General features: G+C 39.2%; 12 protein-coding genes. 10 read left to right on the forward strand and 2 right to left on the reverse strand.

The window, feature by feature from the left end:
- Positions 1-43 precede the first annotated feature (43 nt).
- The gene (locus tag HUN22_RS09210; protein WP_174728383.1) at positions 44-163 is read left to right on the forward strand and encodes a hypothetical protein; all 120 of its coding nucleotides are present in this window, start codon (positions 44-46) and stop codon (positions 161-163) included.
- Here HUN22_RS09210 and HUN22_RS09215 read toward each other — a convergent pair.
- Complete coding sequence (locus HUN22_RS09215) at positions 160-1,182, reverse strand: ABC transporter substrate-binding protein (protein ID WP_174728386.1); 1,023 nt, start codon at positions 1,180-1,182, stop codon at positions 160-162. The two genes, HUN22_RS09210 and HUN22_RS09215, sit on opposite strands and share 4 nt — an antisense overlap.
- Complete coding sequence (locus tag HUN22_RS09220; protein ID WP_003652246.1) at positions 1,183-1,773, reverse strand: ANTAR domain-containing response regulator; 591 nt, start codon at positions 1,771-1,773, stop codon at positions 1,183-1,185. It lies immediately after the preceding gene.
- A 387-nt stretch (positions 1,774-2,160) separates the two neighbouring features.
- On the opposite strand from HUN22_RS09220, the gene HUN22_RS09225 reads away from it, so the two are divergent.
- The 9 genes from HUN22_RS09225 to HUN22_RS09265 form a co-directional block, all read left to right on the forward strand.
- Positions 2,161-2,502, forward strand: coding sequence for a hypothetical protein (locus tag HUN22_RS09225; RefSeq protein WP_174728389.1), 342 nt, complete (start codon positions 2,161-2,163; stop codon positions 2,500-2,502).
- An 11-nt stretch (positions 2,503-2,513) separates the two neighbouring features.
- Positions 2,514-5,060: a nitrite reductase large subunit NirB gene (gene nirB, locus HUN22_RS09230; protein WP_217488129.1), complete on the forward strand. Its 2,547-nt coding sequence runs from the start codon at positions 2,514-2,516 to the stop codon at positions 5,058-5,060.
- 12 nt (positions 5,061-5,072) lie between these two features.
- A complete protein-coding gene (gene nirD / locus HUN22_RS09235) occupies positions 5,073-6,695 on the forward strand; it encodes a nitrite reductase small subunit NirD (RefSeq protein ID WP_174728392.1) in 1,623 nt (540 codons plus the stop codon).
- A gap of 18 nt (positions 6,696-6,713) precedes the next feature.
- A complete protein-coding gene (locus HUN22_RS09240; RefSeq protein ID WP_174728395.1) occupies positions 6,714-9,494 on the forward strand; it encodes a nitrate reductase in 2,781 nt (926 codons plus the stop codon).
- Entirely contained in the window at positions 9,491-10,099 is a 609-nt protein-coding gene (gene mobA / locus HUN22_RS09245; protein ID WP_174728398.1) for a molybdenum cofactor guanylyltransferase, read from the forward strand. Before HUN22_RS09240 ends, mobA begins: the two co-directional genes overlap by 4 nt.
- Positions 10,100-10,302: 203 nt before the next feature.
- Positions 10,303-10,623 (forward strand): hypothetical protein, encoded by a 321-nt coding sequence (locus HUN22_RS09250; RefSeq protein WP_174728401.1) that lies wholly within the window; start codon positions 10,303-10,305, stop codon positions 10,621-10,623.
- Between the two features lie 87 nt (positions 10,624-10,710).
- Positions 10,711-12,492 carry a cholesterol oxidase substrate-binding domain-containing protein gene (locus tag HUN22_RS09255; RefSeq protein ID WP_174728404.1) on the forward strand — a complete coding sequence of 594 codons (1,782 nt, stop codon included), beginning with the start codon at positions 10,711-10,713 and terminating at the stop codon, positions 12,490-12,492.
- A 66-nt stretch (positions 12,493-12,558) separates the two neighbouring features.
- Complete coding sequence (locus HUN22_RS09260) at positions 12,559-13,812, forward strand: HlyD family secretion protein (RefSeq protein ID WP_174728407.1); 1,254 nt, start codon at positions 12,559-12,561, stop codon at positions 13,810-13,812.
- 15 nt (positions 13,813-13,827) lie between these two features.
- Positions 13,828-15,884, forward strand: a 2,057-nt coding sequence (locus HUN22_RS09265) for a peptidase domain-containing ABC transporter (RefSeq protein ID WP_174728410.1), incomplete at its 3' end; no start/stop codon positions are given.

The raw sequence follows: 15,884 nt of genomic DNA on the forward strand, positions 1-15,884 counted from the left end.
CGTTTAGATAGATATGATCATGTCCATAAGCGCTATATTTTAAATGGATCAATTGAGTCCAAAAAGTATAGTAATGCGTGTTTCGCATTTTGTCTTATGGGTCTTTCAAGCTGTCTTTCTCATAAAAGACAGCTTTTTTTTGTTGATTGATAGGGCGTGTTAGACGAAATTAAGCTGCTTAGCTTGTTCATAAGCCATAAGATTAATGCATTTATGACCCAGTGCATTGATTTGCGTTTGGTCTAACTGAAGGTCATCCCACTTCTGCATTTGCTGAAAGAGCCAATAAAAGTCTTCTACTTTTGGAAGAGCACTTTCTTTTACTAAATGACGAACAATATCCTGAATCATATAATATTTATCGACATGAACTTCTTCTGAGCAATGAAAACGTACAATTCCAGACTCGACCAATAATTTTAAAATTGGGGCAAAATCTTCTAATTCACCAAGCTCTTTCTGAGCTTTCATAATTGCGGTGGTGAGCGCAACTAATGTTTGTGGATGCTGTTCAGCCCATTCTTGCGTTACGGCTAAAACCTTGTCAGCCACAGGTGGAATAATGTTCTGGCTTGAGCAAATCATTTTACTTAAACCAAGAAGCTCGCCCTGAGTATTCCAAGGTTCTCCGACACAGAAACCATCAATCACATGCTTATCTAGTGCTTCGACCATATAAGGTGGTGGTAAGGTTTTGAGCTGAATCGATTGAGCGAGTTCAGGGTTTGCTAAAGCTAACCATTCTCTTAAACAATAATGATGAATGGAGTGCTTAAACACATGTGCTAAAGAAAGGGAATGACCTTGTTCAATGTAATGCACCACTTTTTGTGCCGTTACTTGAGCTGTATCATTTTCTTGAAGTTTAAGTTGATGTGTTAATTTTTGGCTTAAGCTGATAAATGCACGATTTTCACTCAAAACTAGCGAGGTTTGTAGTGGCATACCAATTTGATCTGATCCTACTGCGGCCGCAGGTAACATTGCAGACAAGCAGTGAGCTGCATCTAATAAACCAAAAGCAAGGCGGTCGCGCAGACTTGCCCAAGATGCTTCTTTAACTAAAGTGACATCTAAACCTTGTTCTTCAAAGAAACCTCTTTGTTTTGCCCAAAGTAATGCAAGACAATCAAGCAAAGGAATATAGCCGAGTTGTAATTGAGTCTTTTCTAATGTGCTCATTTATTCATCCTTTAGTTGATTGCCAAGTAATTTTTGGGCGTCAAGTAAACGCCGCGCCATTTCTCCAATCGTGATACGGTGGCTCATGGCATTTTTTCTGAGCAGCTGGAATGCTGTATCTTCAGGAAGGCCATGGAGTTGCATAAGTAAAACTTTGGCTTTTTCAACATCTTTACGATCAGCGAGTTTAGTTTGAGCATCTTTTAAATCTCCTTCGAGCTTTTTGTGTTTTTTATATTGCTCAATGGAGATTTCTAAAATGGTATGTAAGCGGGCAGGGTCTATGCCATCAACAATATAAGCTGTTACTCCCGCATCTATGGCTTGTTTGATTGTGTCTTTATCTGAATTTTTTGTGAACAGAACGGTTGGTAGGTCATAGCTACTGACACAGCTTTCAATAATGTCACGGTGAGGATGGTCCATATCAAGCAAGATTACATCAGCTTGCAAATGTTCAAGCCGAAAGATATTCAAGTGATCCAAAGTAAGGCAAGCGACCACTTCAAAATCATTTTCAAGCAAACTTTTTCTTATATAGTCAGCTCGGGCATGATCATCATCAATAAGGGCTATTTTAAGTTTTGGCATAAAGTTCAGAAAATCAGGCTAAGAAAATGCGCCAATTCGACGCGTTTTTTGTTATCAGTTTTTTAAGCAAGATTAGTGCCATCGAAAACTAAAGAAAAAATCAAGATTTAGTGGCACTTTAGCATGCTAAAGCATGGGTCTGATCAATCTTGGTGCAAAAATACGATTCATTTTGTAGCAAGGCGTATTTTTATTTCAACCATATAAGTGTGCAGTGATAGAGCAGGAAAAATAAGACTTAATTCTTTATAAATACATCGAAAATTGTTATCTATATGAAATTAAAGATGAAAAGTTTTATCTTGTTAAGTTTTTTAAATGTTGGCATGCAAAGTGCTTACTTAATTACAGGTCGAAGACGACCATGAGTTTTAAAGACGGCCAACGATGTCCGTTCTGATCGAGTTTGTGAGTGCAACTGCACACACAAAGAAGTTACGTTCAGTCGGAGTGAAGGTCATGTCTTTATTTTTATTGCATAAAAAAGTTACATCTGAATTATTTATATTTTCAGTTCCAGCGATGCGAGCCTTCTCTATGAGGGGGCTCGCTTTTTTTATTTCTTTTTATGACTTTGCTGCGCATTGGGCGTCGTCAACGAGTGGAAAAAATTGGTTTCAAGCAGCTAAATGCTGGGTGATGTTGATTCGCTTCTCAGTAGAGCACAAGGCAAAAGAACAACGTCTATTTGAGAACGCAAGAACGCAGCTTAAAAGCAACGTGATTTGAGGAGAAACACTATGAAATTGGTAATGATTGGTCATGGTATGGTGGGCCACAAATTCATCGAAGCCATTTTAGAAAAAGCAGATAATGAACTGGAAATCACGATTCTCGCGGAAGAGCCTCGTATCGCGTATGACCGTGTACATTTGACTGAATATTTTTCGGGCAAATCGGCAAAAGATTTATCTTTAGCGCGTTTTGACTTTGCTGATGCCCATGGCATTGATTTACGTCTTAATACTAAAGCAACGGCAATTGATACAGCAGCACAAACAGTCACCACCAACCATGGTGATGTGATTAGCTATGATAAATTAGTGTTGGCAACTGGTTCGTATGCATTTGTTCCACCAATTCCGGGTAATGACCGTGAAAACTGTTTTGTTTACCGTACGATTGAAGACTTAGACGCGATTCGTGCAGCAAGTCTTAATGCAAAAACAGGTGTAGTGATTGGTGGTGGCTTACTTGGTCTTGAGGCAGCCAAAGCGTTGCGTGATTTAGATCTAGAAACACATGTTGTTGAGTTTGCACCACGTTTAATGGCAGTTCAAATTGATGACTTGGGCGGTAAAGTTTTACGCCGTAAAATTGAAGACCTTGGTGTAAAAGTTCATACACAAAAAGCGACTCAATCTATTGAATCGGGCGTCAGCACTACGCATGTAATGAAATTTGCAGATGGTAGTGAACTTGAAGCAGATGTCATTTTATTCTCTGCCGGCATTCGTCCACGTGATGAGCTTGCCCGTAACAGTGGACTTGCGATTGGTGAGCGTGGCGGTATTGTGATTAATGATTACTGCCAAACATCAGATACCAATGTTTATGCCATTGGTGAGTGTGCGCTTTGGCAAAACAAAATTTATGGTTTGGTTGCACCGGGCTATGACATGGCACGTATTGCAGCAAAACACATTCTAGATGAAGAGTGTAATTGCTTCGCTGGCGCAGACATGAGCACCAAGTTGAAATTAATGGGTGTGGATGTCGCCTCTGTAGGTGATGCGCATGCTATGACGCCGGGTGCATTAAGCTATTTCTATGCAGATGAGCATGCGCTAGTTTATAAAAAGATTGTTGTAAATGCCGACAAAACTAAATTGCTTGGTGCGGTTTTGGTAGGTGATGCCAAAGAATATAACGACCTTTTACAAATGATGTTAAATGGTCTGGCTTTACCGGAAGTTCCTGAAAGCTTGATCATGCCGGGCTTTGAACAATCAGCAGGTAAGTCGGGTGGTAGTGGTGTAGATTTACTGCCTGATAGTGCAACGATCTGTTCATGTAACAACGTCTCAAAAGCGGACATCTGCCAAGCGATTAGTGATGGTTCGACCTCTTTAGGTGCATTAAAGAAATGCACCAAAGCAGCAACAGCATGTGGTGGTTGTGCACCATTAGTGACTCAAGTTTTAAAGTCAGAGTTACAACGTCAAGGTGTGACTGTAAATAACCACATTTGCGAACACTTCCCTTACTCGCGTCAAGAGTTGTATCACTTGGTTCGTGTGAATGAAATCAAAACATTTGATGACTTAATTCATCAACACGGTCATGGTCTAGGTTGTGATATTTGTAAACCTGCTGCGGCAAATATCTTGGCTTCTTGCTGGAATGATTTTGTACTTGAACCAAGCCATGCTGGTCTACAAGACAGTAACGACTACTACTTAGGTAATATCCAAAAAGACGGCTCTTACTCAGTTGTACCGCGTATGGCTGGTGGTGAGGTGACTCCAGATGGTTTAATTGCGATTGGTCAAATCGCGAAAAAATATAACCTGTATACCAAAATTACAGGTGGTCAACGCGTTGACATGTTCGGTGCACAAGTTCACGAGCTTCCATTCATTTGGGAAGAGTTGAATGCTGCTGGTTTTGAGTCTGGTCATGCTTACGGTAAGTCATTACGTACCGTGAAATCATGTGTAGGTAGCACATGGTGCCGTTACGGGGTAGACAACTCGGTTGGTTTGGCGATCGAACTTGAAAACCGCTACAAAGGTTTACGTTCACCACATAAATTAAAAATGGCTGTGTCTGGATGTACACGTGAGTGTGCAGAAGCGCAAGGCAAAGACGTTGGTATTATTGCGACTGAAAAAGGTTGGAACCTTTATGTTTGTGGTAACGGTGGTATGAAACCACGTCATGCAGAGTTACTTGCGTCTGACCTCGATAAAGCAACGCTTATCCGTTATATCGACCGTTTCTATATGTTCTACATTCAAACCGCAGACCGTTTACAACGTACCAGTGTATGGCGTGACAACATGGAAGGTGGCCTAGATTACCTTAAATCTGTTGTTGTAGATGACTCTCTTGGTTTAGCTGCTGAGCTTGAGCGCCGTATGGAACACATTATTGGCACATACCAAGACGAGTGGCGTACTGCGGTAGAAAATCCTGAAGTACGTAAACGCTTCCAAACTTATATTAATGCAGATGCAAGTGAACAGGCCGATCCACACATTCAATTTACAACTGAACGTGGTCAAATTCGTCCATTAACTGACGCTGAACGTTCAGAAGACCGTATTCCAATGGTTGAAGCATAAAGGAGAACTTATATGAATATTGTACAAGACAAAAATATGCTTCCTGATGATCAATGGATTGATGTGTGTGCACTTGATGATTTAACCCCAAACACTGGTGCGGGAGCGTTAGTGGGCGGTCAAGCGGTTGCAATCTTCCGTGTGGGGCATGAAAAACGTGTTTATGTATTGAGTAATAAAGATCCGTTTAGCCAAGCGAATGTGATGAGCCGCGGGATTATTGGCGATTTGCAAGGCGAACGTGTCATTGCATCGCCAATCTATAAACAACATTTTAGTTTAGCGACGGGCCGTTGTTTAGAAGATAAAGACCAAAAGCTTTCAGTTTATCCAAGCAAAATTGTTGATGGTCGTGTTTGGATCAATGCAGTGCCGCAAAAAACTTATATTACCAATACAGGTGTGTCTCAAGACAAACTTAAACTGGTCCTGATTGGAAATGGCTTGGCAGGTATGCGTTGTCTAGAAGATTTACTTGATATGGCCCCAGACCGTTATGAAGTTACAGTAGTTGGTGAAGAACCTTGGGGGAACTATAACCGTATCATGTTATCTCCGGTTTTATCGGGTGAAAAAACCATTGAAGATATCATGCTACATCCACCAAAGTGGTATGACGAGAAAGGCATCAAATTTATTGCGGGTGATAAGGCCGTAAAAATTGATCGTCCGCGTAAAGTAGTTTACACCGAAAAAGGGCAAACTGTTGATTATGATCGTTTGATCTTGGCAACAGGCTCGGCTCCGTTTATTCCCCCAGTTCAAGGTGTCGATTTAGAGGGTGTTCTAACTTTCCGTGATATTTATGACGTTAACACTATGATTGAATACTGCGGTTCAAAAACCAATGCAGTAGTGATTGGTGGCGGTTTACTCGGTTTAGAAGCGGCGTACGGGCTAAAACAACGCGGTATGAATGTGACTGTGCTGCATTTGATGGACCGTATTATGGAACGTCAACTTGATGGTCGTGCGAGTCAATTACTTCGTCATAGCATTGAGCAAAAAGGCATTCAAATCATTACCGAAGCGAATACCGAAGCGTTAATTGGTGATGAAAAAGGTCATGTGAAGCAAATCCGTTTGAAAGATGGCACAGTTTTAGAAGCTGACCTTGTGGTGTTTGCGGTGGGTATTCGTCCAAATATTAGCTTGGCGCAAAGTGCCGGTTTACGTTGTAACCGCGGTGTGCTGGTGAATGACACCATGCAAACGTTTGACCCAAGTATTTATGCGGTGGGTGAATGTATTGAGCACCGTGGTCAAACTTTTGGTTTGGTTGAGCCACTATGGGGTCAAGCTTTTATTTGCGCGACCCATTTGGCTGAACACGGCAGCTTAACTTTTAAAGCACCAACTGTACCGACTCAGTTAAAAGTCAGTGGTGTCGATGTATTCTCTGCGGGCAATTTTGAGCCTAAAGATGATTATGAAGACATTATTTTAAACGATGAAAAACGTCAGATTTATAAGCGTATTATCATTCAAAGCGATCGAGTAATCGGTGCAGTATTGTTTGGCGATACTGAAGATGGCATGTGGTATGCAGAGTTAATTGCAGACCAAACACCTGTTTCTTCATTTAGAAATAAACTGTTATTTGGTCGAGATTTTGCATTAAAAAATGCAGGCTAAATAAGGAAAGGAGCAGTTATGAATAGTATTCCAAGTGTTGAAATCGATAGCTCCGATCATGTGCCAAAAACAACTAAAACAACATGTCCATATTGTGGGGTAGGATGCGGTGTCAGTGTACACGTTCAGCAAAAACCTCAAGGACCTCTGGTACAAGTTGAGGGGGATGCTAAGCATCCTTCCAACTTTGGACGCTTATGTATTAAGGGTAGCCGCTTGGCGGATACTTTGGGGTTAGAAACACGTGTTTTACAACCGATGATGGGACGAAAAGCTGATCGGATGGTAACGACATGGGATGCGGCAATCAATAACATTGCTGATAAGTTCCAATCTTGTATCGATCAATATGGTCGTGACAGCATTGCATTTTATGTTTCAGGTCAGCTTTTGACTGAAGACTATTATGTGGTGAACAAGTTTGTAAAAGGCTATTTGGGTACGGCAAATATCGATACTAACTCACGCCTTTGCATGTCATCGGCTGTTGCGGGTCATAAACGTAGCTTTGGTGAAGATATTGTCCCAGCAAGTTATGAAGATTTTGAACATGCCGACATGGTGGTATTGGTTGGTTCTAATACCGCGTGGTGCCATCCTGTACTGTATCAGCGCATTATGCAGGCTAAAAGCCAAAATCCAAATATGTTTGTGGTGGTGATTGACCCACGTTTTACCAGTACCTGTGAACAAGCGGATTTACATTTACCGATTTTACCGGGTCAAGATGTCGCTTTATTTAATGGCTTATTTCAATATTTATATCAAAATGGTCATGCCGATCAGGACTTTGTCGACGTCTATACCGAAGGTCTGGAAGAGGCTTTGGCAAGCAGCCAGCCAGAAACTGATATCGAATATGTGGCAAAACGTAGTGGTATTTCTTTAGACAAATTACAGCAATTCTTTGAGAAGTTTGCGCAGACTGAAAAAGTCATCACTCTATTTTCAATGGGTGTGAATCAATCAAGTCAGGGTGTAAATAAAGCCAACAGTATTATTAACTGTCATTTATTGACTGGAAAAATTGGTAAGCTCGGTGCTGCGCCATTTTCAATGACAGGTCAGCCAAATGCGATGGGTGGCCGAGAAGTGGGTGGCCTAGCCAATATGCTGGCGGCACATATGGATTTAGATAATCCATTACACCAAAAAGTAGTGCAAACCTTTTGGGACAGCCCATTTATTGCGACTCAAGCTGGCCTAAAAGCAGTTGATTTGTTCCGTGCAGTTGAAGCTGGAAAAATTAAAGCCCTCTGGATTATGGCGACAAATCCAGTCGTAAGTCTGCCAGATGCCGATCAAGTTAAACGTGCATTAGAGAAGTGCGAGTTAGTTGTCGTGTCAGATATCTGTGCAGATACGGATACTACTGCTTATGCCGATGTTTTGCTTCCAGCTTTAGGTTGGGGTGAAAAAGATGGAACCGTTACTAACTCTGAGCGTCGTATTTCACGTCAGCGCGCATTTTTACCTGCACCGGGTGAAGCAAAAGCAGACTGGTGGTCGGTGAGTCAAGTTGCGAAAAAATTGGGCTTTAAAGGTTTTGATTTCGCGAGTGCTGTTGATATTTTCAATGAGCATGCAGCGTTATCTGCACAAGACAATGCTGACATAGATGCTCGCGCAGAAAGTAATAATTTTCGTTATTTCAACCTGAAAGGGTTAATGAATTTGAATGCTGATGAATACGATGCTCTACAACCCATTCAATGGCCAGTGTGGAATAAAAACCAAGACGCTAAAGCCGTGCAACAATTGTTTGGCAACGGACAGTTTAGTCATAAAAATGCCAAGGCGAAATTGATTCCAACTGTTGCAATTGGTCCAGTTCATGCGGTTTCAGACGATTATCCGCTCATTTTAAACACTGGACGTATTCGTGACCAATGGCACACCATGACGCGTACTGGTTTGTCACCAAATTTGACCAGCCATCGCGCTGAGCCATTCTGCGAGATTCATCCGAGTGATGCGCTAAAGTTTGGTGTACGTGATCAAGGCTTGGTAGAAGTTCGTTCGAAATGGGGTAGTTGTGTGCTACGCGTGACATTCTCATCAGGTGTTCGTCGTGGGCAAATTTTTGCACCAATTCACTGGACAGAACAAGTTGCCTCCGATGCTCGTATTGGTAAAGTCGTTAACCCAGAAGTCGATGCAATTTCGGGTGAGCCTGAATTTAAGCATACACCTGTCACCATTCAGCCATTTTATACGACTTGGCAAGGCGTGCTCTATGTTCGTGAAGGCTATGATTCACTTGTGCAAGATTCGCTACATCACTGTGCATGGTGGACTAAGGTCAAAATGGTCAAAACCAACCGTTATGAACTTGCAGACCGCCAAACTTTTCATGATACTCAAAAGAACCTGAAAAATTTCTTGCCATTTGCCGATGAAACTTTTGAATGGTTAAGTATTGAAGATATCTCTTCACAACTGAGCCATAGCGTTATTTTGAAAGATGGCATTGTAATTGCAAGCTTATATATTGCACCCCCAGATTTATTGCCAGACCGTGATTGGGTGGCTAGTCTGTTTAAACGCGAACGTTTAAGTGCCTTGCACCGCAAAGCTTTGCTAGCGGGCATGCCAATGTCAGCTACTAATAATGATGGGCCGTTAGTGTGTAGTTGTTTTAAAGTAGGTAAGAACAAAATTATAGATGCAATCAAAACTCAAAATATTACTCATGAAAAGCAAGTGACGGCTTGTTTAAAAGCAGGTGGTAACTGTGGTTCATGTTTACCTGAAATCCGTGGCTTGATTAAAGCTTGCCAACAGGAGGTGGAAGTATGAATAAGGGGTATCCCGTAACTGATCTGGTTATTCTGGCGGGTGGACAAGCCCGTCGTATGAATGGTTTAAATAAGTTGTTGCAGCAATTTGATGGTGAACCCCAACTTCTTAAAATTCATCAGAAATTAAGATCGTCAGTTTCTGAAGTTTGGGTCAATAGTCATCGTGACTATTCAATCTATCAAAGTATTGTGCCAGACATTCGATGTTATCAAGATGATGTAGGAGGTTTTTTAGGCCCACTTATGGGGATGAAAAGTGCATGGTCAAATGTAGAAGCAGACTATATTTTGTTTATTCCTTGTGATGTAACCTATATACCAACGCAAGTCGTTGCGAAATTACATGGTGCACTTCGGAAAAACAAACAGGCTCAGGCAGCGTATGTTTCAATTAATGGAGATGTCCTGTACCCATTCTGTTTGTTAAAGCGTGAAAGCCTAATCACCATAACAAAGCAAATTGAAAAACAAAGATTAAGTTTGAAAGAGTGCTTTAAACTTTTACATGCACAAACTGCCATATTTCAAAAACAAAATTTATTTTTTCATAGCATCAATTCATTGGATGAGCTTCAGCAATATAAACAATTAATCAGTTTTTAATGAATTTTTTAAAATCGAAAACTTACCGATGGGCACTAGCACTTATTAATTACTATAATTTTTGATAAATAAAAAATGTGACGTATTTATCATTTTTTCATTATTTTGTAATTGAATATGCATTTTTTCAATGTATGATTGAATACGAATCCAGATAACTGGGTTCTTTTCATGAACTATTCAATTAAATAAAGGTGAAAATTATGAGCTTAAAAGAATTAAATCTTGAAGAAATCGAGCAAGTTTCTGGTGCTGGTACTTTGCTTGGTGACTCAATCATTAATGCAGTGAATGCTGGTAATCAATTTTTAAATACTCCGCTTATCTCTTCAGTTGGTGTTGTATTCAGCGCTGTTGGTTTGGGTTTAGTACATCAATTAGCAGATACTACAGGTTATGTAGCTTCTAAAGTTGGTATTGCTGCTGGTCAAGCCTTAGGAGGAGATGTTGCAGAAACTCAAAACCATTATGAAAAAGAGGACTCAGAAGGTCTATATACACTTCTTCCGACAATTTTAACCTAATAATTAAGAAAGGAATGATTCGTCATTCCTTTCTTTTAAGTGTATTGGGCTTTGGTAACAGCAAAATTTAAAAAAAAAGTGAATAAAATGAGCGAAAACCTTACAAATATTGATCATGGGAAACGTGATTTCCTCAAAAAAATGGCAGGTCTTGCTGCAGCTGGAGCTGTAGTAAATTGGTTTCCAACCACTAAAAGCAATGCTTTTTTCTTTAGTACTTCTGAACGTCTTCCAGACTTTCCAAATGTTGAATTATATAAGCAACACTATGAGAACTGGTCTGGTGAGTCAATTGTAGAAGATGTTTGGACATGTTCGCCAAAAACACAAGTAGAAGTTTTGTTGGTTATTAATTGGGCATATAACAACAATTATAAAATTAGGGCTAAAGGCATGTCCCATAATTGGTCGCCAATTATGATCGATCCTCAAGGCGATAACTCTAGAGTTTTACTGGTTGATATGGCTTCCCATATTAAACGTGTTCATATCTCTTCGGGTGGTATCGTCACTGCTGAAGCAGGTGCTTTAATGCAGGATGTTCTCCAAGTTATGGAGAGTCAAGGCTTAGGTTTTGTAGCGACACCAGCACCAGGTGATTTGACGATTGGTGGGGTACTTGCGATTGATGGGCATGGTACAGGTATTCCGGCTCTAAATGAAGAGCGCCAGCTAGGGCAAACTTACGGTTCAATAAGTAATTTGGTTACCTCAATTACCGCGGTAGTTTTCGATCCTCAAAAAAAGAGATATATCCCAAAAGTTTTTTATCGTGATCATGAAGATATTAGTGCCTTATTAGTACATCTAGGTCGAGCATTTATTTTATCAGTACAATTGCAAAGCTCCAAAAATCAAAATCTACGCTGTGAAAGTTTGACAAATATTCATTATAAAGAACTATTTGCAGCATATCCTACAGCGGGTAAAACATTTTCCTCTTTCTTAGATAAATCTGGTCGTGTGGAAGCGATTTGGTTCCCATTTACAGATTATCCTTGGGTTAAAGTTTGGACGGTTACAGAGAGTAGGCCAGTAAGTTCTCGAATTACTAGAGACCCATTTAATTATTGGTTCTCTGATAATGTACCGAAGCCTGTTACTGATTTGATTCATGATATCGTTATTGCAGGACAAGGCTACTTAACCCCAACTTTTGGTCAACTTCAATTTCGTATTTCGCAATTAGGTTTACAAGGCTCTCCTTTATCTGGGACATCTACTTGGTTGACTGGTGGTCTGCTGACCAGCCAAACTTACGATTTATGGGGTGCTTCTAAAAATCTATTACTTTATGTAAAACCAACTACATTACGTGTAACAGCAAATGGTTATGCTGTTCTTACCTCACGCCAAAATGTTCAAAAAGTAATTCATGATTTCTGTGAAAACTATCAACAACGTGTAGATGCATATCGCTCTTTAAACCGATATCCAATGAATGGACCGGTGGAAATTCGTGTTACTGGGTTAGATCATGCGACTGATTCGATTGTTCCTAACGCTAAAACAGCAGCATTATCAGCAATTAAACCATGTCCAGATCATCCTGAGTGGGATTGTGCAGTATGGTTTGACATCTTAACGTTGCCTGGTACGCAGTATGCAGCGGAGTTTTATACAGAAACTGAACAATGGATGCACCAGCATTATCGCGGAGATAGCTTAATCCGACCAGAATGGTCAAAAGGTTGGGGTTATACGCAAGAAAAAGCTTGGGCAAATGATTGGTATTTAAACCAAGAAATTCCATATGTTCATGCAGTGAATCAGCCACAGAATTTAACACTTGCTGAAGTGAAGAATGTATTAAATCGACTTGATCCAGCTCGATTATTTAGTTCTCCATTAGTTGATCGATTACTTTAAAATAGTAAGTACCTGAAAAATTGGTACTTTCTTCCTTTATGCTTTTATATTGTGTTGGTTTGTTAAATGTTTAGAAAAGAGGCTCTAGAAGCTCAGCGGTCTAAATGGGTTGGCAATATTGTCCTACTTCGGCCAATATCTTTTGCTTTGATGACTATGTTTGCAGCTGTAGTAGGGCTAGTGATCATTCTCTTTTTATTTTTCGGGAGTTATACGAAAAGGATTTCTGTTACTGGACAGTTAATGCCAAATTTAGGTCTTATACAAGTATATAGTCCAGATCGAGGGATAATCGCAGAAAAATTTGTAAAAGAAGGTCAGAGTATAAAAAAAGGCGATGTCTTATATACAATTTCCACAAGTCGTTTTAATAAAAGCGATAGTTATAATGCTTTATTACAATCTCAAATTGAAACGAAGCAACAAACGTTAGAGAAAGAAAAAATACAAACTAAAGAATTATATATTTCTGATGCTACTCAAAAAGAAAATGAAATTAAAAGTCTAGAGCAAGATATTGATCAATTAAATAGTTTGATTGATCAACAAAGGCATCGTGTTGATTTGGCAAAAGACAATGTTGCTCGTTATAAAGACTTATTAAAAAGAGAAATTGTTGCAGAGGTCGATTATCAGAGCAAACAAGATTTTTATTTTAACCAGAATGTACAGTTGCAAAATTATGAGCGAGAAAAGCTCGCCAAACTTTCTGATTTGAGGAATCGGAGGTTAGAGTTAATTGCATTAAAATCAAAAAATGCAAATGAATTCAATCAACTCGATCGCCAAGTAGCAAGTACAAACCAAGAACTCATTGAAAATCAAGCAGGTGATCGTTTGATTATTCGATCTAATATGGATGGTACTGTGACATCTATCAATGCTGAATTAGGGCAACATGTCGATGCAACAAAACCATTACTTCACATTATTCCTAAAAACTCAGAGTTAAATGCTTACTTATATATACCTAGTCAAGCAGTTGGATTTATTAATTTAAATCAGCCAGTTAAATTACGTTATCAAGCTTATCCTTATCAAAAGTTTGGGCAGGGTGAAGGCTATATTTATGAAATTTCAGATACTGCAATGGCATCACAGGATTTGATGAGTATAGGTAATATCCAGATTGCTCCATCTTTGAATAATCAACCCGTATATTTAGTTAAAGTTAAATTAAACAAAAAAGTGATTTCTATTTATGGTGAAGATAAGCCATTAAAAGTTGGTTTGGTGTTTGATGCGGATGTCTTGCAAGAAAAGCGTAAGTTGTATGAATGGGTTTTAGAACCTTTATATACGATTTCTGGAAAACTTTAAAAAAAGAATGATTGAATGAATAACTTAGATAAACTCTCTTTTTCCTTTCGCTCTAAAATTCATGTAATTTTACAGACAGAAGCGACCGAATGTGGTTTAGCATGTATTGCAATGCTTGCACATTATCATGGGTATGAATCAGATTTGGCGACGTTGCGGCAAAAATTTCCCGTATCTGCCAAAGGGAGCACGCTCACTAATTTATTAAATATTAGTCATCAATTAAACTTTGTAACTCGCCCCTTAAAGTTAGAACTTGAGGATATTAACCAGCTTAAGACACCTTGTATTTTGCATTGGGATTTCAATCATTTTGTTGTTCTAGAAAGTGTTAGTAAAAATAAAGTTACGCTTGTAGACCCTGCATTTGGGCGTAGACAATTAACGTTTGCTGAAATCTCCCCACATTTTACAGGTGTGGCATTGGAAGCATGGCCAAATCTGAATTTTGAAGAAAAACAAGAAAAGCAACAAATTAAAATTCTCAATTTACTTGGTAATGTCAAAGGAATTTGGAAGTCTCTAAGCCAGATTTTAGTTCTAGCATTAGTGTTAGAAATATTTGCATTGGTTAGTCCATTCTTTATGCAGTGGGTGATCGACCATGTAATTGTTTCTGCCGACCATGATTTACTTACAACATTGGCTTTGGGCTTTGGTTTGCTGATGTTATTGCAACAATTTATTAGTCTTTTACGGTCATGGCTTGTACTTTTTATGAGTACGCATCTGAATATACAGTGGCGGGGTAACGTATTTAGTCATTTAATGGATGTTCCTGTTGAATATTACGAGCGTCGTTCTTTAGGTGACATTGTTTCCCGATTTGGATCGATTGATCGTATTCAACAAACATTAACTACAACTTTTTTAGAAGCTATTCTTGATGGTTTAATGACAGTTTTTACTGTTATTTTAATGTTTATATATAGCCCTAAATTGGCTGTAATTGCATTAATTACGATGTGTCTTTATGGGCTTATTCGATGGATTTGGTATGCTCCTTTGCGTAGGGCAACAGAGGCGCAGGTTGTACATGCTGCGAAGCAAAGTAGTCATTTTATGGAAACTATCCGTGGTGCCAAGACTATCAAATTGTTTCAAAGGCAGGATATCCGCAGATCAGCTTGGTTAGGACTGTTAGTAAACCAAGTTAATGCGGACTTAACGACTCAAAAGTTAGGGTTGATGTTCCGATTAGCAAATGGGGTGCTATTCGGTGCTGAAAATATTTTGATTGTTTGGTTTGGGGCTTCTCTGATTTTAGATGGTCATTTTACTGTGGGTGCTTTGATGGCATTTATGGCATACAAAAATCAGTTTGATGGACGTATTGCGGGTCTGATTGATAAATACATCCAGCTCAAAATGCTACAAATAGATGCTGAGCGATTAGCTGATATTGTTTTAACTGAGCCGGAGAAGCTTTATGGCGAAACGATTACTCAAACAGATGATATTTTGCAACCAGTTATTGATGTTAAAAACTTAACTTTCAAATATTCAGAAACTGACCCCCTTATTTTAAAAGACATTAATTTTAGCATACCTGCTAATCAATCAGTCGCTATCGTCGGTCCAACTGGATGTGGAAAAACTACATTAATGCATCTTTTATTAGGAGTACATGCTGCAACATCAGGTGATATTGATGTAATGGGTAAGTCGATTGACAAGTTAGGTTTAAACAATTTACGTGATCAAATTGGAACAGTCTTACAAGATGATATTTTGTTTGCAGGTTCTATTGCTGAAAATATTTCTTTTTTTGATCCTTATCCAGATCAGTCTTGGCTCGAACACTGTGCTCATCAAGCAGCTGTCCATGAAGATATTATAAAAATGCCAATGGGATATCATACTTTGGTTGGAGAGCTTGGTTCTATGCTATCTGGTGGACAAAAACAGAGAATTTTATTAGCGCGAGCATTATATAAAAAACCAAGAATACTCTTTATGGATGAGGCTACAAGTAATCTTGACCTTCAAAAAGAAAAAGAGGTAAATCATAATATTAAGACTATGAACATTACTCGAATCTTTATTGCTCATCGCCCTGAAACTATAGCAAC

This window comes from Acinetobacter lactucae (genome assembly GCF_013344765.1).
Taxonomy (GTDB): domain Bacteria; phylum Pseudomonadota; class Gammaproteobacteria; order Pseudomonadales; family Moraxellaceae; genus Acinetobacter; species Acinetobacter lactucae_A.